General features: G+C 32.4%; 19 protein-coding genes. 15 read left to right on the top strand and 4 right to left on the bottom strand.

Annotated features, from left to right (window positions below; genetic code table 11):
* Nucleotides 1-90: 90 nt before the first annotated feature.
* Entirely contained in the window at nucleotides 91-1,755 is a 1,665-nt protein-coding gene (menD, locus tag BUE10_RS00340; RefSeq protein WP_073481115.1) for a 2-succinyl-5-enolpyruvyl-6-hydroxy-3-cyclohexene-1-carboxylic-acid synthase, read from the bottom strand.
* Nucleotides 1,756-1,931: 176 nt separating this feature from the next.
* On the opposite strand from menD, the gene BUE10_RS00335 reads away from it, so the two are divergent.
* Both BUE10_RS00335 and BUE10_RS00330 read left to right on the top strand, forming a co-directional pair.
* Nucleotides 1,932-3,107: a thioredoxin family protein gene (locus BUE10_RS00335; RefSeq protein WP_073481112.1), complete on the top strand. Its 1,176-nt coding sequence runs from the start codon at nucleotides 1,932-1,934 to the stop codon at nucleotides 3,105-3,107.
* Nucleotides 3,108-3,182: 75 nt separating this feature from the next.
* Complete coding sequence (locus BUE10_RS00330) at nucleotides 3,183-3,680, top strand: GNAT family N-acetyltransferase (RefSeq protein WP_073481110.1); 498 nt, start codon at nucleotides 3,183-3,185, stop codon at nucleotides 3,678-3,680.
* 187 nt (nucleotides 3,681-3,867) lie between these two features.
* Here the strand turns inward: BUE10_RS00330 and BUE10_RS00325 are convergent, their stop codons facing one another.
* Both BUE10_RS00325 and BUE10_RS00320 read right to left on the bottom strand, forming a co-directional pair.
* Nucleotides 3,868-4,455, bottom strand: a complete 588-nt coding sequence (locus BUE10_RS00325) for a glutathione peroxidase (RefSeq protein WP_073481108.1) — start codon at nucleotides 4,453-4,455, stop codon at nucleotides 3,868-3,870.
* Between the two features lie 331 nt (nucleotides 4,456-4,786).
* Complete coding sequence (locus BUE10_RS00320; RefSeq protein ID WP_073481106.1) at nucleotides 4,787-4,969, bottom strand: hypothetical protein; 183 nt, start codon at nucleotides 4,967-4,969, stop codon at nucleotides 4,787-4,789.
* Between the two features lie 220 nt (nucleotides 4,970-5,189).
* On the opposite strand from BUE10_RS00320, the gene BUE10_RS00315 reads away from it, so the two are divergent.
* The 4 genes from BUE10_RS00315 to BUE10_RS00300 all read left to right on the top strand — a co-directional run bounded on the left by BUE10_RS00315 (nucleotide 5,190) and on the right by BUE10_RS00300 (nucleotide 7,721).
* Nucleotides 5,190-5,720 carry an RNA polymerase sigma factor gene (locus tag BUE10_RS00315; RefSeq protein WP_053473258.1) on the top strand — a complete coding sequence of 177 codons (531 nt, stop codon included), beginning with the start codon at nucleotides 5,190-5,192 and terminating at the stop codon, nucleotides 5,718-5,720.
* Nucleotides 5,720-6,508 (top strand): anti-sigma factor, encoded by a 789-nt coding sequence (locus tag BUE10_RS00310; RefSeq protein ID WP_073481104.1) that lies wholly within the window; start codon nucleotides 5,720-5,722, stop codon nucleotides 6,506-6,508. Before BUE10_RS00315 ends, BUE10_RS00310 begins: the two co-directional genes overlap by 1 nt.
* Nucleotides 6,509-6,596: 88 nt before the next feature.
* Nucleotides 6,597-6,980: a DoxX family protein gene (locus BUE10_RS00305; protein WP_073481102.1), complete on the top strand. Its 384-nt coding sequence runs from the start codon at nucleotides 6,597-6,599 to the stop codon at nucleotides 6,978-6,980.
* 9 nt (nucleotides 6,981-6,989) lie between these two features.
* Nucleotides 6,990-7,721 (top strand): DUF3667 domain-containing protein, encoded by a 732-nt coding sequence (locus tag BUE10_RS00300; protein WP_073481100.1) that lies wholly within the window; start codon nucleotides 6,990-6,992, stop codon nucleotides 7,719-7,721.
* A gap of 361 nt (nucleotides 7,722-8,082) precedes the next feature.
* Here BUE10_RS00300 and ccsA read toward each other — a convergent pair whose 3' ends face one another.
* A complete protein-coding gene (gene ccsA, locus BUE10_RS00295; protein WP_073481098.1) occupies nucleotides 8,083-11,289 on the bottom strand; it encodes a cytochrome c biogenesis protein CcsA in 3,207 nt (1,068 codons plus the stop codon).
* Nucleotides 11,290-11,558: 269 nt separating this feature from the next.
* On the opposite strand from ccsA, the gene BUE10_RS00290 reads away from it, so the two are divergent.
* The 9 genes from BUE10_RS00290 (at nucleotide 11,559) to BUE10_RS00250 (ending at nucleotide 21,631) form a co-directional block, all read left to right on the top strand.
* Complete coding sequence (locus tag BUE10_RS00290; RefSeq protein WP_073481096.1) at nucleotides 11,559-12,320, top strand: Rossmann-like and DUF2520 domain-containing protein; 762 nt, start codon at nucleotides 11,559-11,561, stop codon at nucleotides 12,318-12,320.
* The gene (locus BUE10_RS00285) at nucleotides 12,304-12,831 is read left to right on the top strand and encodes a KdsC family phosphatase (protein WP_073481094.1); all 528 of its coding nucleotides are present in this window, start codon (nucleotides 12,304-12,306) and stop codon (nucleotides 12,829-12,831) included. The genes BUE10_RS00290 and BUE10_RS00285 overlap by 17 nt, the downstream gene beginning before the upstream one ends.
* A 197-nt stretch (nucleotides 12,832-13,028) precedes the next feature.
* Nucleotides 13,029-13,964 carry a geranylgeranylglycerol-phosphate geranylgeranyltransferase gene (locus BUE10_RS00280; protein ID WP_073481092.1) on the top strand — a complete coding sequence of 312 codons (936 nt, stop codon included), beginning with the start codon at nucleotides 13,029-13,031 and terminating at the stop codon, nucleotides 13,962-13,964.
* Nucleotides 13,957-14,541, top strand: a complete 585-nt coding sequence (locus BUE10_RS00275; protein WP_073481090.1) for a Maf-like protein — start codon at nucleotides 13,957-13,959, stop codon at nucleotides 14,539-14,541. Before BUE10_RS00280 ends, BUE10_RS00275 begins: the two co-directional genes overlap by 8 nt.
* 10 nt (nucleotides 14,542-14,551) lie before the next feature.
* Nucleotides 14,552-15,082, top strand: a complete 531-nt coding sequence (locus BUE10_RS00270; RefSeq protein ID WP_073481088.1) for a mechanosensitive ion channel domain-containing protein — start codon at nucleotides 14,552-14,554, stop codon at nucleotides 15,080-15,082.
* 113 nt (nucleotides 15,083-15,195) lie between these two features.
* Nucleotides 15,196-16,296, top strand: a complete 1,101-nt coding sequence (locus BUE10_RS00265) for an AI-2E family transporter (protein ID WP_073481086.1) — start codon at nucleotides 15,196-15,198, stop codon at nucleotides 16,294-16,296.
* A gap of 88 nt (nucleotides 16,297-16,384) precedes the next feature.
* Nucleotides 16,385-18,214: a BamA/TamA family outer membrane protein gene (locus BUE10_RS00260; RefSeq protein WP_073481084.1), complete on the top strand. Its 1,830-nt coding sequence runs from the start codon at nucleotides 16,385-16,387 to the stop codon at nucleotides 18,212-18,214.
* Between the two features lie 195 nt (nucleotides 18,215-18,409).
* On the top strand, nucleotides 18,410-18,937 hold the full coding sequence (locus BUE10_RS00255) for a hypothetical protein (protein ID WP_073481082.1): 528 nt from the start codon (nucleotides 18,410-18,412) through the stop codon (nucleotides 18,935-18,937).
* A 162-nt stretch (nucleotides 18,938-19,099) separates the two neighbouring features.
* Entirely contained in the window at nucleotides 19,100-21,631 is a 2,532-nt protein-coding gene (locus tag BUE10_RS00250) for a PIG-L family deacetylase (RefSeq protein WP_073481080.1), read from the top strand.
* Nucleotides 21,632-21,749: the final 118 nt, after the last annotated feature.

Here is a 21,749-nt window from a genome sequence, read left to right as displayed (position 1 = left end):
TAATTTAATATTGGTTACTATTTATGCAGCCAAATCTAAATATTATTACGCTTCAAAACAAATATTTAACACAATTTAACTTACAAACAACTAAGCAAGCTCCTTAAAGTATTGTTTTAAAATTACATCGTTTTCAGCAGTTGGAGTAAATACTTCCAGTATTCCTGGTGCGTCATTTTCATTATAAAGTTTATCTAAATTCTCATTTAGATCTTCTACATTGCTGGCTTTGTAATAATTACAGCCATACATTTTAGCTAAATGTTCTGCTGTTAATTGATGAGAAGTTTCAAAATATGTATTAAAAACAGGCTTTTCTTCGTGACCGGGTAAAATCCTGAAGATTCCTCCTCCTCCATTATTGATTATGATAATTTTGAAGTTTTTAGGAATATAAGAATTCCATAAAGCGTTACTGTCGTATAAAAAGCTGATATCGCCTGTTATAAAAACAGTTTGTTTTCCGCTCCCAACAGCTGATCCAACTGCTGTTGAAGTACTTCCGTCAATTCCGCTTGTTCCTCTGTTGCAAAATACTTCAATTGAGGAATCAATTTCAATTAATTGTGCATAACGAATTGCCGAACTGTTACTAATTTGTAACTGAATATTTTTAGGAAGCGATTCGATTACTTTTTCAAAAACTTTAAAATCTGAAAATGGAATTTTCTTTAAATATTCTTCTTTTCTTTTATTTCTTAGACTGTAAATTTTATCGATTTTCGAAAAGTAATTGCTTGCTTTAAATTCTGTTTTTGGAAGCAGATCTTTGAAGAAATCATTTGGTTCCATTACAAAATGTTTACTTAAAGCATTGAATGTATCATAAGCACGTAAAGTATCTATATGCCAGTGATGTTTGGGTTTATACTTTCGTAAAAAAGCTTTAATACGTTTTGATACAATCATACCTCCAAAAGTGATTAAAACCTGGGCTTCCAATTCTTTAAAATCAGAATCGTCAAATGGTGTAATTAAAGTATCTATGCTATTAATAAAACTTGGATGATGTATGTTTGAAGTCGTTTCTGTAAGTACAACAATTGATGGATCGCTGGCAAAGTTTTCCAGAATTTCCTGATTTATAGAGTTTACTTCATTTATGCCGCCAATAAGAATTAGTTTTCTTTTTGCAGAATTCCAAATGGAAACAATTTCTTCGATGTTATCAATAATTTTGGTTGGAATTTCTTTTTCTAAAGTTGTGATTTTTGGCTCAACAGAAAGTTCAGAAACCGTTTCGTATAATGGTTCTTCAAATGGTGCATTGATATGAACCGGACCTTTTTGAAGAATGGCTGTTTCTATGGCTTTATTGATTTTTAAGTCGTTTTCTACCGAAGCGTCTTCGGTTAAATTGGCATTAAAAACAGAATGATTTAAGTAGACATTTTCCTGACGGATGGTTTGCCCGTCGCCAATATCAATTTTACTCTGCGGACGATCTGCAGATATTACAATTAACGGAATCTGACTGTAAAATGCTTCGGCTACAGCCGGATAATAATTCAATAAAGCTGATCCTGATGTACATACAACTGCCGTAGGTTTTTTTGTCTGCATGGCAATTCCTAAAGCAAAGAATGCGGCACAGCGCTCGTCGGCAATACTGTAACATTTAAAATTTGGATTTTGTGCGAAACCAATCGTCAAAGGCGCATTTCGCGAACCTGGAGAAATTATAATATTATGAATTCCTTTTGCTGAACAAATCTCGATAATGCTTTGTGCAAGCGCTATTTTGGGGTAAATCATTCTAAAATGGTGTATAATTTTTAAAGAAAATATATTGCTTAAAATTTTCTTTTGCGAATACAAAGTTACAAACTTCGCGCTTTATTTAACTTATATATTAGGAAGATATTAAGATTGGTTTTATAAAAAGGGAATATATTTGTAAAACAGAATTTCTTTATTAAAATTAACCCTTTATGCGTTATTTATATTTACTTTTTCTTTTCGTTTCACTGCAAACCGTAAACTCTCAAAATCAATTTACTGTTGACGGAATAACATACAAAACGGCTCTCGAAAATGCTAAAACACAAGATAAACCAGTTTTTGTAATGCTTTATGCCGATTGGTGTCCGCATTGTAACCAAATGAAAAAAGAAGTTTTCAGTGATCAAAATGTAATGGATTTTTTAAATAAAAATTACATCTGTGTTTGGAAAAATATTGAAAAAGAAGAAGGAATCGCACTTAAAAATAAGTTTAAAACGACTTCACTTCCTGCATTTTTATTTTTAGATGCTAATGAAACTCTTTTGTATGCTTTAAAAGGTGAAATGAAAAAAGAAGAATTTCTGGCCGAAGCCAATTATGCTTTAAATCCTAAATTACAGCTTCCATATTTAGAAAAAGATTTTTTGGCTGATCCTAATAATTCAACAAAATTCTTTACTTATTTGAATACCTTGAAAAAAGGAAAAGACAGAACAGAATTATCAATTCCTACTCATATTTATCTGCAGACACAATCAGATTCTCAATTGGTTAGCGAAACCAATTGGCGTGTAATCGCCAATGGTGTTACTGATATTAATTCGAGAGAATTTCAATATGTTTTAAAACACCAAAAAGAGTTTGCTGCTGTGGCTTCGCAAAATCGTGTTGATCGCAAAGTAGAAAGTATTGTAAACGAATTACTTCGTCCACTTGTGGATAATCTTGATACTATAAATTATTATAAACAAAGAGAAGTTGCAAAATCGATTCGATTGCAGAAAACGGATTCTCTTGTTTTTAAATTCGATTTAACGCTGGCAGAGCGTACTGAAAAATGGGATTTTTACAAAAAAGTGACTTTGGAAAACACTGAAAAACTGGTTTGGAATGACGCTAGTTTCTTAAAGGATATCGGACAGACTTATCTAAAACATATTAATGATACAGAAAGTTTAAAAAAATCTATTTTGTGGGTAAAACATTCTTTAGATTTAACGGATTCATATGATGGAAATTTACTCATCGCCCGACTTTATAATAAAATAAAAGACAAAAAACAGGCATTAAAATATGCTAAAGACGCCAAAGCAATTGGTAAAGAAATGGGCTGGAATACCAAAGATACCGATACTTTACTGGCCGAATTAAATTCTAAATAAACTTAATAATAAACACGAATTTCACGAATTAACACTAATTTCTTTGTGATGTGAAATTTTAAAAAGATTAAAACCATGAACCTTATTCTTCGACCTGCAACCGTAAATGATTTAGAAAAAATTCTTGATATTGTAAATCATTCGATCCTTCATACAACGGCAAATTATAATTATGATGTTCAAACTCTTGAAGTACAAACAAAATGGTTTGAAGATAAAAAGGCTAAAAACCTTCCTATTGTTGTAGCTGATTTAGATGGCGAAGTTGTTGGTTTTGGGAGTTATGGTCAATTTCGTGAAAAAATTGGGTATCAATATACTGTTGAGCATTCTGTTTATGTGGTTGATAATATTATTGGAAAAGGTATTGGCTCTAAATTATTGACTGAATTAATTCGTTTGGCTAAAGAGCAGGGTTTTCATGTTATGATTGGCGCTATCGATGCTGATAATGCGGGAAGTATTGCTTTTCATGAAAAATTTGGATTTGTAGCAACAGGAACGATTCGTGAAGTTGGGTATAAGTTTGATCATTGGCTTGATTTGGTTTTTATGCAGTTGATATTGGTGTAAAATGGCACACGGATTTTACGGATTCGCTTTCGCGAAGGTGTGGATTTGCACGGATTTTTTTTCTTTCGTCGAAATGACAAGACTTTATAAAACCTTTGTTCCTTTGTAACTCTGTCACTTTGAACCTTAAAAAAATCCCCAAATTTGAATTTCAAATTTGGGGATTTTTTTGTCTAGAAGTTCTAAATTAACTCTTGATCCAATTGATAACTTCTGGATCTGTAACTAAAGTTTTTGGTTTAATTACTTTTACTAATTCTCCTTTTTCGTTGATTAGATATTTTTGGAAATTCCACTCTACTTCAGAATCTTGCAATCCGTTTTTAGATTTTTGAGTTAAGAATTTATAAACCTCGCACATATCATCGTCTTTTACAGAAACTTTATCCATCATAGGGAAAGTTACACCATAATTTTGCTGACAGAAAGTTTCGATTTCTTTGTTTGTTCCAGGTTCCTGAGATGCAAAATTATTTGCCGGGAAACCAACAATTACAAAACCTTTGTCTTTGTATTGTTTGTAAACAGCCTCAAGATCTTTGTATTGAGGAGTTAATCCACATTTTGATGCTGTGTTTACGATTAGGATTTTTTTGCCTTTTAAAGAAGCGAAATCAAAAGTGTCACCTGATAAATCTTCAACTTTAAACTGATAAATGGTTTCTTTTGCCATAGTTTTATCTGATTTAGATAATTTATTTGTGCTTGTTTGAGCCTGAGTTTGTGCGCTTAAAAAAAGTAAGGCACTGCATGCTATAAATAGTATTTTTTTCATTGTATAATTTTTTATAAAATTAACTAAAATCTGAATTGCTGAATATTTTTACCGCTTTTATTTTTATTAATTATAAGTTAAATAAAAAATGAAGCCCGGCGTTAATCAGACGCCGGGCTTCCCCCCATACAAACAAATCAAACCATGAATTAATTATTTGTCTCTTTTATATTTTTAAATTATAGTTGATGCCCCGGTTATAGCGAAAATCTTAATCTTAATCGCACTAATTCAATTATCTATGGCGTTTATAGTGGAAATTTCAGTTCGTTTAACATGCGTGATTACTACTAGTGTTTTTGATTTTCTGTTGGAAGTCCGAGGACATCAACTATTCAATATTTTTATTTAGTTCGTTTTGAACGATTTCATGTTTAAAATCTTTACTGCTAAAATTTATCAGCGACAAAACAGTTGTTAAACCCACAATTAATATTTTAAATTTTTCTATCCTTCTCATAATTTTCAACTTTAAAAATTCTTTTTTATTAATTGCTGATTTTTCCTTTTCCATTTTTTCATTTATAAAGTTATATACGTAAAGGGTTTACTTTTGGATTTAAAAAAGTAAAAAAAATTGCACTTTTTTTCTAAATTTTTTCAAAAACTCCTATTTTCCTAAGGTTTGGACTACTAAAAAAAAATATTATTTTTCATAAAAAAATGAACTATCTTTATCTCAGGTATAAAAATAATGTTCATTAATTTTTTGTTTAAGCTTTAAATCCAAATCTATGAGTCAAGAAGAATTATTAGTTTTAATTTACAAAAAAGACGAAAGAGCTTTTACCCACTTGTACGATATGTACTCTAAAAGTTTATTTTCAGTCATTAATGTTTTAATCAAAAATCGTGAAGAAGCCGAAGACGTTTTGCAGGAAGTTTTTGTAAAAATCTGGAAAAACATCGATTCTTATAACGAAAGTAAAGGCCGATTTTACACCTGGATCCTTAATATAGCTAGGAATACTTCGATTGACAAGCTGAGATCCAAAAATTTTAATAACAGCCAAAAAAACCTTTCCTCGGATAATTTCGTAAATCTGTTAGATGACAGTAATAAATTAATTAATAGAATTGATACAATTGGAATTCAGGAATTCGTAAAAAAACTGAAACCAAAATGTATAGAAATTATTGATTTATTATTCTTCAAAGGATATACCCAGCAAGAAGCTTCAGAAGAATTGGCACTGCCACTGGGAACTATCAAGACACAAAACAGAAACTGTATTAACGATTTAAGAAATTATTTAAAAATATAATGGAAGCACAAGAATATATTGAATCAGGAACTCTAGAACTATATGTTTATGGTTTATTAACCGAAAAGGAAAATCTGGAAATCGCCGAACTGGCAAAAAACAACAAGGAAATAGACGACGAAATAATTGCAATAGAAAGAGCTATTGTGGCGCTGTCATCAAGCTTCGCCCCTTTCCACTCTGTTGAAAATTTCGAAAAAATTAAAGCCCGTTTAGAACTTAAACATGGTAAAGTTGTCGATTTAAAACCTGCATCAAACTGGACACAATATGTGGGCTGGGCAGCGGCAGTTTTATTATTGTTAGGTTTTGGATACCAAACTTTAGAATTAACTAAATCAAAAGAAGAAATCTCTAAAGTTGGAACTGAAAAAAATAAAATCGAAAGAAATTATGCTTTTTTAGATCAACAGAATAAGCAAACCGAGAAAAACTTAACTATCGTTAGAGATATTAAAAATACCGGTGTAACACTTGGCGGTCAGGCAGTTTCTCCAACATCTTTTGCAAAAGTGTACTGGAACCAGCAGACAAAAACAACTTATATTGATGCTGCAGGTTTACCAACTCCTCCAAAAGGAATGGTTTATCAGGTTTGGTCTTTAAAATTAAGTCCGGTATTAACGCCTACAAGCATTGGTTTACTGGATAATTTTGAAGGAAATACGCAAAAAATCTTTGCTGTAAGCCAGACAGATTCTGCAGAAGCATTTGGAATCACTTTAGAGCCTGCCGGCGGAAGCCCAACGCCTACAATGGAACAACTATATACTTTAGGAAAAGTTTAAAACCTAAAATATTTATAAATTTAAAGCACATATTAATTACTTTTAATATGTGCTTTTTTATTTAACCCAAAACAAAACTATTCTAACTATGAACGGAACTTTACTTTTAAGAATTGCTACGGCAATAATTCTGCTGACGCATTCGGTTTTCGGAATTTTTAATAACGGAATTAACGATTTTGGAAATTTGTATTTAAACCAGATTGGCTTTGCCCCTTTTGGCGTTTTCCTGGCCTGGTCCATTAAATTATCACATATCGTTGCGGCTTTACTTTTACTGTTTAACAAATATGTAAAACCAGCAGGGTTTGTAACTATTTTTATTTTGATTATGGGAATTGTACTGGTTCATTTTCAAGAAGGCTGGTTTGTTGTGGGCGGCGGGAGAAATGGTGTTGAATATAATTTTTTATTGATTTGTGTTTTATTGGCAATAATGTATCCAAACGGGCTTAAGTTAAATTCTAAATAGTATATCAATATGGAAATGACTTGCAAAAACTGTAAGCAGGTTTACACCGGTCATTACTGTAATAATTGCGGACAAAGCGCTGAAACACATAAAATAAATGCACATTTTTTATGGCACGATATTCAGCACGGTTTACTGCATTTTGACAAAGGAATTTTATATTCCTTAAAACAGTTATTTACCAGACCGGGACATTCTATTCGTGAATTTATTGACGGAAAACGTGTCAGGCATTTTAAACCTCTTTCGCTTGTTGTTGTTTTGGCAACGCTGTATGGTTTTATGTATCATTATTTTCATATCAATCTATATCCGTATACCAGCGATGTTAAAGGAATAAATTATGCTGAATTTAATGAATGGGCGTCAACGCATTTTTCATGGATTACAATAGCTACGATTCCTATTTATACCATTGGGACATATATTTGTTTTAAAAAACAAGGTTATAATTTTATTGAGTTTTTTGTCCTTAATACTTTTAAGGCCTCGCAGCGGTTATTTGCCCATATTATTGCGTTTCCGCTTTTGTACTATTTTAACGGAACTGCAGAAATTACTTTCCTTATCAAAATTTTTTATGTAATTGATGTGCTTTTGATTTTTTGGACGAATATTCAATTCTTTGATAAAATTTCCAAAATAAAAGCATTACTGCTGTCGATTCTAAGTCATCTTATATTTTTGACTATTTTTTATCTTATTGTTGGGGTAATAGTTTTAACGATAACCAAATTTTAAAACGAACAATTTCTAAATAAAAAGAGGTTGTCTCAAAAGTCGAGACAGCCTCTTTTTTATTTTACATGTTTCCTTATTCTGTAGGAACATTTCATTGGTAGAAAAATTATATTGTTACAATAGTTTACGTTCCGTAGGAACGTTTGATTTATACATTGTTTTTTAATAATCTGACCTATCAAACGTTCCTACGGAACGCAAATGTGGCTGATCTTTATTTTTTCTACCTGCGAAACATTCCTATGGAATGATAAATCAGATATCAAAAAGTGACTAATTAAATAACTAAAAACAAAATAATTCTAATAAAAGAGGCTGTCTCAAAAGTTGAGACAGCCTCTTTTATTTATATCAAAAAAAACTACTTTTTAGTTTTATAGAATTTTTTATAACTCGGATATGTTATCGCGGCAATTGCAGCAATTGTTCCCATACTGTAATAAATCCAATTTAATGAATGTGCTTCTCCGCTTGCATAAGAGTGTAAACCAACTAAGTGGAAGTTTACTCCATAATAGGTAAATAAAATAGAGATAAACCCAAACATACTCATTACGTTAAAGAACCATTTTCCACGTAAAGCCGGAACAAAACGAGCATGAATTACAAATGCGTAAACCATAATCGAAATTAAAGCCCAGGTTTCTTTTGGATCCCAGCCCCAGTAACGTCCCCAGCTTTCATTTGCCCATTGTCCTCCAAGGAAGTTACCAATGGTAAGCATAATTAAACCAATTGTTAAGGCCATTTCATTGATATAGGTAATCTCTTTTACGTTCAGGCTCATTTTTTCTTTATTTCTTTCATTGGTAAAGAAAATCAAAATCAAGGCTACAAAACCTAAAATCATTCCAAGAGCAAAAGGTCCGTAACTTGCTACAATTACAGCAACGTGAATCATTAACCAATATGAATTAAGAACCGGCTGTAAGTTTGCAATTTCAGGATCAACCCAGTTTGCATTTGCTGCCATAAAAATCATTGAAGTAACAAACGCTGCTGATGCAACGGTCAATTTTGATTTTCTATCAAAAGCTAACCCGAAAAACATTGTTGCCCAAGCTACATAAACAATGGATTCATAAGCATTACTCCATGGCGCGTGCCCAGAAATATACCAACGTGCAATTAATACTATTGTGTGCAATGCAAATATTAATCCGATTAAAACATGAAAACTATTTACTGTGATACGTAAAAACTTCTTATCAAAGAAAATATTTAACAATGTAAAAATCAACATAAAAATTCCCGCAAGCGAATACCAATAAAACATCTTTGGCAAAATATTGTAGGTGTTGTATGCGATTTCAAGATCAATCTTTTGTTCACTCGGACGAACTTTAGCTCCAAATTTCTTTTGGAAACCGTTTATACTTTCTACCAACTGATCTGCTGTATCCCAGTTTTTAGATATAGAACCATTATTTAAGGCACTAAAATATAACGGAAGGATTTGATTTACATAAGTAGAATCCATTCCTTTAAAACCATTGTTGTTACGCTCTAAATACGAAACCCATTTGTGGTTTGGATCGTTTGGAACAGGGAAAATTTTCAGGATACTTCCGCTTAAAGCAGATTCCATTAGATTTACTTTTTTATCTGTTTCGATAAAATCTTTCTCAAACTGATTTGGATTTGCTGCTTTATAAGCTGCATCTAAGTAAGGAGAAAGTTTGTAGTTTCCGTTTTGATCAAAGAAATTTACAAACGGAGCAAATTTTGCTTCTTTATCAACACCAATAATTTTTCGAATACTGTCGTTTCCTGATTTAATATAAATAAGCGGAATCTGAATCCAAACCTGAGCATATTGTGTCATTGACAAAAATACCTGATCAGAGTTCATTCCGTTGTAAGTATCGTCGTGGCTTACTTTTCTAAGTAATTCAGATGAAAACGTATTAATAGGTTTCATACGCCCGCCCGCATCCTGAATAATCAAACGTCCAAATTTTGCTGCATGCTCTTTTGGAGCTTTATAAATCGTCAATAACGAATCTAATTGTTTTTGACTTGGCGGAGCAGTAACGTGATTAGCATGATCGTTTGGATCTGCAGTATGATTGTGGTCATGCTCGTGCGAATGTACGTGAGGATTTTGCTGCGCGAAACCACTCATACTAATCATTAAAACTAAAATGGTAATTAGTTTTTCTTTTTTCTTTTTCACATTTTCCAGTTTACGTTTTAAGTCTGCAAAACGAGAATGTTTGGTAAACATAATTGCCATTAAACCAAAGAATAACATAAAATATCCTAAATACGTGATAGAAGTTCCCCAAAAATCGTGGTTTACAGATAAAACTGTTCCTTTTTCGTCCGGATCAAATGAAGATTGAAAGAAACGATATCCTTTGTGGTCTAAAACGTGGTTCATATAAATATCGGCATCAAAAGTTTCTGTAGAATCCTGAACGGTAACTTTACTTTCAAAAGCAGAATAACTTTTTTCTGTTCCCGGATATTTCGTTGCAATAAAGTCATTCAATTTAACTCTAAAAGGCAAAACATACGCTTTACTTCCGTAAAATATAGAATATTCGATTTTACCAATTTTCACTGTTTTTGGTTCTCCAACACTTCCTTTAGAGCCCATAACCATTACTTCTTTCTCCTGTCCTTCAGCTTTAACTTTTAAAACTAAAGCATCTGTATGAGATTTTGCTTTGAAATCGTTACTTGATTCATAATCCACTTTTCCTTTCATTGCAGGATCCGGGAAAACAATTCTAATATCTCCAATACTATATAAAGAACGCATCATTAAAGGCTGAACGTCGTCTTTAGTAACTTTTCCTTTCAACTGGTCTGCCATTCGCATAAATTCACCTTCAAAAGGAGTTTGAATCGTGTATTTTTCGCCAGTTGTATTGATATTGATCGCGCCTTGTGTTGGTTTATTTAAAGCAAATAAAACATTGTGAATGTTTTGAACTTCACCTTCTTTCAGGAAATGTTCTTCACGTCCGCCTGCACCTGCTTCAACTAATTTAAGATATAAAGTTCCTTTAGGATCTGGTTTTACGACTTCCTTTGCTCCCATTATATATTTTGAGTATGAAACTTCAAACGGAGTTTCATCAAATTTTCCTGAAACAGAAAAATCATTATTAGTAACCGGAGAAAGTAAAAGGCTTTTTTCGAAAACTCTTCGTTTCATTTCTCCTTTATATTCACCATCAACAAAAATGGTTATAAATGTTTTATCTGAATAAATCTGATTTTCGGATGCGCCTTCGCGAATTGGCATCATTCCTTCATAACTGATATAACGTGTAATAAAAGCCCCTAAAATGATAAAAACAAAGGCAATGTGCAGTAAAAAAGTAGCCCATTTTTCTTTTTTCAATAATTGATAACGTTTGATATTTCCAAAGAAATTAATCATGAAAATGAACATTATGGCTTCAAACCACCAGGTATTGTATATTAAAATTCTGGCTGTATCGGTATTGTATTTACTTTCGATAAAAGTTCCAACACCCATTGCAATTGCGAATGTCAAAAAAAGAACGGCCATTAATCGTGTAGAAAACAAAAAAGAGAATATTTTTTTATCCATTTTTAAGGAATTACATTGTGTAAAAGTGGCACAAAAATACTTAAAAATGTTGATTTGAGGTAAATGTTATTTGTTAATAAAAACCAAATAATAGTATTGAATAATGGGCCACAGATTACACAGATTAAACGGATTTTTTTTGAACCTCTTTTGTTTTTTGATAATAAATAAAACATAAATCCGTATAAATCAGTTCAATCAGTCTAATCTGTGGGCAAACTTTCCCTTACCATATTTTCTTTAGAAAAAATAATGTTAATTTTGCGATTATGATTCGAATAACGATTATTGGTTCCGGAAACGTCGCACAGCATTTAATAAAAGCATTTTCTGCAAGTTCGCTTGTTGAAATTGTGCAGGCTTTTTCGAGAAAAAAAGAAATTTTGAGTCATCTTCTCAATTCAGATAAAATTGTAACCGAATATTCCGCTTTAAAAGAAGCTGATTTATATATTATTTCGGTTTCTGATAACGCTATTGCCGAAGTTTCAAGTCAGCTTCCGTTTGAAAACCAATTAGTTGTTCATACTTCAGGAACAACTTCAATCGACTTTTTAGATTCAAAAAACAGAAAAGGTGTTTTCTATCCGTTACAAACATTCTCTAAAAGTAAAGCAGTTGATTTTTCAACAATTCCGATTTGTTTAGAAACTGAAAATCAGGATGATTATAAAATTTTAGAAGATGCTGCAAAAAGTATTTCGAATGCTGTTTTTGCCATAAGTTCTGAGCAAAGAAAAGCTTTGCATGTTGCAGCCGTTTTTGTCAATAATTTCACAAATCATTTATACCAAATTGGGCAGGAAATCTGTGAAGAACATCAAGTTCCGTTTGAAGTTTTAAAACCTTTGATTCAGGAAACTGCCGAAAAAATAAAAACCTTAGATCCAATTGACGCTCAAACCGGTCCGGCAAAACGCCACGATTCAGTCACAACCGATGCGCACCTGAATTTTATCACAAACGAAAATCAAAAAAACATTTATAAAATACTAACACAATCTATACAGCATAATGGCAAAAAGTTATAAAGAAATGATGAACGACATTACAACATTTATTTTTGATGTTGATGGCGTACTTACAGACAGTTCAGTTTTTGTAACCACAGAAGGAGAAATTCTTCGTACGATGAATATTCGTGACGGTTATGCCATGAAAGCAGCTGTAGAAAGCGGTTACCATGTCTGCATTATTTCTGGCGGAAGCAACGAAGGTGTTCGCGTAAGACTTCGTAATTTAGGAATCAAAGACATCCATTTAGGAACTCCTGATAAAGTAAAAACATTTAAAGAATATACTGAAACTTACAATATTAAACCAGAACAGGTTTTATATATGGGCGACGATATTCCGGATTATCACGTAATGAAATTAGTAAGTTTGCCGGCGTGCCCACAAGACGCAGTCCCGGAAATCAAAAATATCTGTCGTTACATTTCACACGTAAAAGGCGGAAAAGGCGCTGCACGCGACGTTATCGAACAAGTAATGAAAGTACAGGGAAAATGGATGGAACATTTTAATGGGCAGCACGATTAATTAATTTTAGATTTGTGATTTTAGATTTTAGATTATTTTCTAAATCTTCAGAAATTACTAACACTATCTTTGTCAAAGTTTAAAACTTTGACAAAGATTTCAAAAGAAAAAGCCTCTGAACCTTTGTCCCTCAGCCTCTTTGAACCTTTAAAAAAAATTTAGAACCTTAGCATCTCAGCAACTTAGAACCTCAAGAAATGAAATACCTAAAACTAATTCGATATAAAAATCTACTTATGCTTGCTTTTATGCAGGTTTTATTTCGTTATGCTTTTTTAAAACAGCAGGACATTCCGCTGGCTTTAGCAGACTGGCAATACGGACTTTTAGTTTTAAGTACCGTTTTATTGGCTGCAGCGGGTTATGTTATTAATAACATTTATGATGTTGCAACAGACACTATTAATAAACCTCAGGATGTTGTAATTGGCAAAGGAATTTCTGAAACGGCGGCATTTAATATTTATATCGGACTTAATGTTACCGGAGTTGCTGTTGGTTTTATTTTGGCAAACATTATTTTAAGACCAACATTTGCCTCTCTTTTTATTCTAATCGCTTCACTGCTTTATTTTTATGCCACAACTTTAAAATCAATTATGATTTTAGGGAATTTTGTAGTGGCGGCTTTACTTGCTATAAGCGTTTTGATAATTGGTGTTTTTGATCTTTTTCCGGCTACGACTTTAGAAAATAAAGCACAAATGGCGAGTTTCTTTTCTATTTTGACAGATTATGCACTTTTTGCTTTTATGATCAATTTTGTTCGTGAAATAGTTAAAGATATTGAAGATATGGATGGCGATTATAATCAAGGAATGAATACTTTACCAATTGCTATTGGAAAAAATCGTGCTGCAAAAATTGCATTAGGATTTGCTATAATCCCGTTTATTTTATGCCTGCTTTATGTCAATAAGTATTTCTTTGAAAATAATCTTTTGATCGTTACGTTTTATGCGTTTGCTTTTGTTTTAGCACCTTTATTATATTTTATTGTAAAAATATTCAGTGCCAAGACAAAAAATGATTTTCACCATTTAAGCACTGTTTTAAAATTAATTTTATTCTTCGGGATTTTGTCAATCTTAATAATCAGCTTAAATCATCAATACCTTCAAAACTATGCTTAAAGAAAAACTCAAAAAATATAAAATCATTCTGGCTTCGGGATCGCCGCGCAGACAGCAGTTTTTTAAGGATTTAGATCTTGATTGTGAAATTCGCTTAAAAGATGTGGAAGAAATTTATCCCCCAGAATTAAAAGCAGTTGAAATAACTGATTTTCTGGCACAGTTAAAAGCTGATGCATTTAAAGATGAATTAAAAGAAAACGAAGTATTAGTAACAAGCGACACCATTGTATGGCATCAAAATAAAGCTTTAGGAAAACCAAAAAGTGCCGAAGATGCTTTTGAAATGATCAAATCAATGTCTGGTACAACACACGAAGTTATTACGTCTGTTTGTTTTCAAACCAATACCGCTTCTACCCTTTTACACGATATTACAAAAGTTACTTTCAAAGATTTATCTGATGAAGCGATTTTATATTATATCGAAAATTACAAACCTTATGATAAAGCCGGAGCTTACGGCATTCAGGAATGGTTTGGTTTTATGGCAGTTACAAAAGTAGAAGGCTCTTATACCAATGTTATGGGACTTCCAACAGCTAAAGTTTACGAATATTTGAGTACTTTAGTGTAAAAATTTATTTATGTTTTCTTTTAAAGAATATACTCAGGAATTATTTGCAACCTTTATTCTTATTATTGCTTTAATCGCTTTAAGAATGATTGTTGCCAAATTAATCCGACGCTACGCCTCTTCAAGTCAGTTATTAGAACACCGAACTAATTTGGTTATCAAATACATTCATATTCTTATGAATATTTTGGTAGCACTTAGTTTAATTGTGATTTGGGGAGTTAATACTGAAGATATTTTTTTAACCGTTTCATCCATTACAACCGTTATTGGCGTTGCTATGTTTGCACAATGGTCGATTTTAAGCAATATTACTTCGGGAATGATTTTGTTCTTTTCATTTCCTTTTAGAATTGGCGATACCATAAAAATTCACGATAAAGATTTTCCTATTGAAGCTGAAATTGAAGACATTAACACCTTTCATATCAGCCTGAGAACTAAAGAAGGCGAAAAAATTATTTTCCCTAATAACCTGCTTTTACAAAAGGGAATTTCGATCATGCCGGCACACTACGAAGAAAAAGAATTTTTTGATTAATTTTTGAATGGGAATTTTATAACGTATAACTAAAAAGCTAAAACGCTATAATTTAAAGAAATTATAATATTTGCTTAACCAAAATTATACATTATCTAAAAATTTCATTCAAAATGATTCATCCCATAAAATTGCCGTTTTATGCAAAACTTGCGTGTATCTTAGTAAGCTTGATTTCATTTGCTTATATTTTTTGCATTACCAAAGATATACTTACTCCGGTTTTGTTAGCATTTTTGTTTGCGGTTTTACTATTGCCCATTTTTACCTTTTTAAATACAAAATTTAAGTTTCCCAGACATTTTGCGGCAATAGTCTGCCTTTTAATTTTTCTGGCATTTATTGGCGGGATTCTTATTTTTATTTCCTATCAGGTTACCAATATGGCAAGTGATTTTGAAACTATTAAGAAAAATGCCAACTCCTTTTTAATTGAGATTCATAAGTTTATCAGAGAAAATTTCCAGGTAAGTATTGGTGAACAAAAAAAATACCTCGATACTGTTACGAAAGATTCTGTAAAAAACGGAAATGCAACTTTAGGATCAGCCATAATATCAATAAGCGATCTGCTTTTAGACAGTACTATTATTGTAATTTATACGTTTTTGTTTCTGATATATAAAGAACATTTCAAGTTGTTTTTGGCTAAATTAATCAGCAAAGAAAATCATGCTGTTTTAAAAGATATTTTGTCACAAATCAAAGTTTCGATAAACAATTATATCGTGAGTTTGATACTCGAAATGATTATAGTTTCTGTTTTAACGAGTTTAGGACTTTGGATTATTGGCATTAAGTATTTTATTTTATTAGGATTGATAACCGGAATTTTAAATCTGGTTCCTTACATAGGAATTTTAGTTGCAGGTATTATTACCGTTTTGGCTTCGTTAACAGGATCTGGAGAAACGTCAGTAATTGTAGGGATTTTAATTGTCAACGTAATTGTCCAGTTAATTGATAATAACCTACTTGTGCCTTTGATTATTAATTCAAAAGTAGAAATAAACGCTTTTGTTTCCATTATGGGCATTATTGTGGGCGGTGCGGCGGCCGGAATTTCGGGAATGTTTTTAGCAATTCCGCTTTTAGCCATTTTGAAAATTATATTTGACAGAATAGAATCGCTGGAACCTTGGGGCTATTTAATGGGAAATCATATTCCGAGAAAATTTGCATGGAGAGTTCGCAGAGTAAAAACAGAAGAGTAAAATAATCTGTTGATTTTAAAAATAATTGTGTTATTTATCTTAAATTCATAAAATAATAAGCCTTTAAAGTAAGTTTAAATCCATCTGAATGTTATCAAGTAAAAAAATAGTTATTTTTATTTTCTTATGCTTTTGTTTTCAAAGCATTTGTGCACAGACAGATAAAACCAAAAAAGAGAATCCTCCCAAAAAGGACAGTACAGAGATTTATACTAAAATAAAAAACTATTCTAAGAAAAATAAATTCACCCAAACCTTACATAAACTTCTGTTTAGAACAAAAAAAGTTAAAAAAAGAGAGATTATCGAGCCAATTGATACGTTGAACTTTGATGGCAAAATTATTCGAAAAATCAATATTGTAACACTTGACCCATTTGGACATTCTATTGTAGATTCTACCGTTAAACCAAGAAATTGGGGAGAACGAACCGGAAACAAACTGCATTTAAAAACAAAAAAAATAGCGATTTACAATCTTCTCCTATTTAAAAAAAACACCCCTTATGATGCTTATAAAGTACGGGAATCCGAACGTTTAATTCGTTCTCAAAAATATGTTACCGCAGTAAGGATTACTAATCAATTAGCCAGTCCGGAATCAGATTCTGTTGATGTTACCATTAGGGTTTTAGATTCCTGGAGTACAATTCCGAGATTTTCAATTTCGAGCAGCAAAGTTGGTGTAGGATTTAAAGAGAAAGATTTTTTTGGTACCGGGCAGCAGCTTGAATATCGCTACACCAATCGGTTTAATGATGGTGCAAATGGTAATGATGTGACTTATACCGTTCCAAATATAAAGAACACCTATATAGGAACTACGCTGCATTACAATATGGATCTAGACAATAATTATACTAAAAGTATTGATATTGAAAGAGATTTCTATTCGCCTTTAACCAAATGGGCAGGCGGTGTTTTTGTTGGACAAAATTTTAGAAAAGATAGTTTGCAGGCTCCAGATATGAGTTATGCATTTCAAACATTTAAAAATAATTTTCAGGATTTTTGGGCCGGTAAAGCCACAAAAGTTTATGAAGATGACAATGAAGCAATTACCAATTTAATTACATCGGCGCGTTTTTTAAATGTGGATTACAGCGAATCTCCTGACTCCTTATATGATCCAACAAATTTTTATTCGGATGAAAAACTGCTTTTAATGGGCGTTGGATTAAACATGCGAAAATTTATAAAAGACAATTATATTTTTAGAAATGGCCAGACAGAAGACGTCCCAATTGGCCGTATTTACGGAATTACATTTGGATATCAATATAAAAACACCTTTTGGAGGCCTTATGCCGGTGCACAGTTTTCTTTTGGTAATTATTACCGATTAGGTTTTTTGAGTATGAATTTTGAAGCCGGAACCTATTTTCATCAATCCAAAACGTATCAAACTGCTTATTTATTTGAATCAAATTATTTTACAAAACTCTTTAATCTCGGAAACTGGAAATTACGACAATTCGTAAACCCTAGAGTTGTTATTGGCGCTAATCGGGAGGAAATAATTGGAGACGAACTCAATATAAATGAACGAAATGGTCTCGCAGGATTTAACAGTGCCTTATATGGAACCAGTAAAACGGTTTTATCCTTGCAGACACAAACGTATTCTCCATATGCGCTTTGGGGATTTCGTTTAAATCCGTTTTTTAATTACACTATAGCGTTTTTAGGAAGTCCAAAAAATGCCATGTTCGACAGCAAACCGTATTCAAAAATTACTTTGGGCTTATTGATAAGCAATGACTATTTGGTTTTTAGTAATTTTCAACTGTCACTGTCATATTACCCAAGTATTCCTTTTCAGGGTGATAATGTTTTCAAAACCAATACATTTGAAACTACAGATTATGGTTTGCAGAGTTTTGAGCTTGCAAAACCAAGAGTTGTTGATTATCGATAATCAAAAAATATTTAGATTTTTTTTTAGAAAATTTACATTTCGCAAAACGCTTTAAAAATCAATATTTTACAGAATATTTAACCTTAATTTAATCGTTAAAAAACATAATTTATCCGATGAAATACAATTGCATTTTATTTTTGGCACGATATATGAAAATCCTTAAACAAAGATTAACATTAAACTTTAGAAAAAATGAAAACAATTAAAATAGCAATCGCCGGATTATTTCTTTTGGTTGCAAATGCCACACAAGCTCAGGTATCAGTTAACGTTAATATAGGGACACCTCCTGCTTGGGGACCAGCCGGATATGCTGAAATGGAATATTACTATCTTCCAGATATTGAAGCTTATTATGATGTACGTGCATCACAATTTATCTATTTTGGAGGAGGAAGATGGGTTAGAGCAACTTATTTACCAAGACAATACAGAAATTATGATTTATACGGAGGCTATAAAGTTGTTTTAACAGATTATCACGGAAGAACTCCTTATACTTACTTCGATCGTCATAGAGTGAAATATTATAAAGGATACCACGGCGCTCCGCAAAGACCTTACAGAGCAAGACCGGCTTATGGTTACAACGAACGTCGTTATGATCACAGAGATCACAGACACTATGATAAGCACGATAAACATGACAAACACCACGGAAAGCATGATAGACATGATCATGACGATGATGATCACGGTCATGGCCACGGAAGAAGATAACATCTAAATATTTAAGAGCGTATTAAGTTTTAATACGCTCTTTTTCTATTTTAAAAATCAGCTAAATAGTCCTCAAAAATCAGCATTAACATTTCATTTAAATTTTGTTCCAAGATTTAATTAGTATTTTTGGGACACATTTCAAAACCATTTAACTACACCATGCGAAAAATACAAGTTCAAATACTTCTTTTATTTTTTATAAGTTTTCAAACCTTATTTGCACAACAGCCGCAAAAGCCTAACGCAGTCGAAATTTACAATCAAATTAAAAAGCTAAACTTTTTAGGTTCTGTATTGTATGTTGCTGCACATCCTGATGACGAAAATACCCGAATGATTTCGTATTTAGCAAATGAAATGAATGCGAGAACCGGTTATTTATCATTAACGCGCGGCGACGGCGGTCAAAATTTAATAGGCCCGCAATTGCGTGAATTACTTGGTGTAATTAGAACTCAGGAATTAATTGAAGCCAGAAAAATAGACGGCGGAGAACAATTTTTTTCAAGAGCAAATGATTTTGGTTTCTCTAAAAACCCAAACGAAACCCTGGAAATTTGGGATAAAGATAAAGTACTTGCAGATGTGGTGTGGACGATTAGAAATTTTCAGCCGGATATCATCATTAACCGTTTTGATCACCGCTCACCAGGAACTACACATGGTCATCACACATCATCTGCCATGTTGAGTGTGGAAAGTTTTAAATTAACAAACGATCCAAAAGTTTATCCGGAGCAATTAAAATTTGTTTCGCCTTGGCAGGTAAAACGTCAATTTTTTAATCCTTCATGGTGGTTTTACGGAAGTCAGGAAAAATTTGATGCCGCTAATAAATCTAAATTTACGAAGTTAGAAACGGGTGTATATTATACCGGAATTGGAAAATCGAATCAGGAAATTGCTGCTTTAAGCCGAAGCCGCCACCAGTCACAAGGTTTTGGAAGTACTGGAGTTCGTGGTTTAGAAACGGAATATCTTGAACTTATTAATGGAGAAACTCCAAAAGACCGCGACAATTTATTTGACGGAATCGACACAAGCTGGAACCGTGTTAAAAATGGAAAACCTGTTGGGGATTTAGTGGCTTCAATTATTGATAAATACAATTTCAGTAATCCATCGGCAAGTATTCCGGATTTAGTTAAGGCTTACATCATGATTCAGGCTTTAGACGATACACATTGGAAAAATTTAAAATCGGCTGCTATAAAAAATATCATTGCTTCATGTTCCGGTTTATATCTTGAAGCAGTTTCGAACGAACAAGAAGCAACTCCGGGAAGCAGTATTCGTTTGAGCTTAGAAGCTATTAACAGATGTGCTGTTGAAATGCAATTGACAAGCGTTACAACATTGCCAGACAATAAAACAACAGCTCAAAACAGCATTTTAAAAGATAATAACGATCAAAAAATCAATCTTCAAATACAGCTTCCAAATAATATCGAATATACACAGCCATATTGGTTAAAAGAAAAAGCGACGGTTGGAATGTACACCGTTTCTAATCAGCAAAATATAGGTATTCCTGATATTATTAGAGAAGTAAAAGTGATTTTTAATATTAAAATCAACAATGTCGAAATTCCGTTTGAACGCACCGTTGTTTACAAATACAATGATGGCGTAAAAGGCGAAATGTATAATTTCCTGGATATAGTTCCAGAAGTTACTACTTCTATCCTTGAAAAAGTTTTGATTTTTAGAGATACCAAAAGCAAAATGGTTCCAGTAAAAGTTCGTGCCGGAAAAGATGATGTAAAAGGAAACCTGCAGCTGGATTTACCAAAAAGCTGGAATGTTTCTCCAAAACAAATTGCGTTTACTTTAGATAAAAAAGGAACAGAGCAAATCTTTTACTTTGAAGTTACACCGCCTGTAAATCCAGAAGAAGTTGTAGCAAAAAGCATTGCTGTTGTTGACAACAAACGTTTTGACAGAGACGAAACTATTATAGATTTTAATCATATTACAAAACAAATGGTTTTAAAACCGGCTGAATCAAAATGTATTAGAATTGATTTAAAAACTTCTGGCGATGCTATCGCTTATATTATGGGTGCAGGCGACGAAGTTCCAGAAAGTTTAACCCAAATGGGTTACAAAGTTTCTATTTTAAAACCAGAAGAAATTACTCCTGAAAAACTAGATTCTTTCAGCACCGTTATTACAGGAATTCGTGCTTATAACACCGTAAACGCTTTGGCAAACAAACAAAATATCTTATTCAATTTTGTAAAAAGCGGTAAAAACATGATTGTACAGTACAATACATACGGCAAATTAGTAACCGATAAAATTGCACCATATCCATTAAAATTATCAAACGACCGTGTGACCGAAGAAAATGCTAAAGTTACTTTCCTTGCACCAAATCACCCGGTTTTAAATACGCCAAATAAAATCACTTCAAAAGATTTTGAAGGATGGACACAAGAACAGGGCTTATATTACCCAGACGAATATGATCCGGCCTTTACTCCTATTATTTCTTCACACGACAAAGGTGAATCTGCTAAAAATGGCGCTTTATTAGTCGCTCCGTATGGAAAAGGATATTACATTTACACCGGTCTAAGCTTTTTTAGAGAACTGCCGGAAGGTGTTGCGGGCGCTTACAGATTACTGTCGAATATTATTTCGCTAAAACAGCCTCTTGAAGCTCCTAAACAGGATTTAAAGCAATAATTTCAAAAATATGGAAGCAAAAAAAACAAAAAAATGGAAAAAAAGTTACACCTACGTTTTAGTTGCTAACCTCATTTATATTGTGATTTTTTTCTTAATCATGCAATTTTATTCATAA

This window comes from Flavobacterium sp. CF108, assembly GCF_900129795.1.
GTDB lineage: Bacteria > Bacteroidota > Bacteroidia > Flavobacteriales > Flavobacteriaceae > Flavobacterium.
Note: the sequence above shows the minus strand (reverse complement) of the source record. Positions and strands in the feature narration are given on the sequence as shown.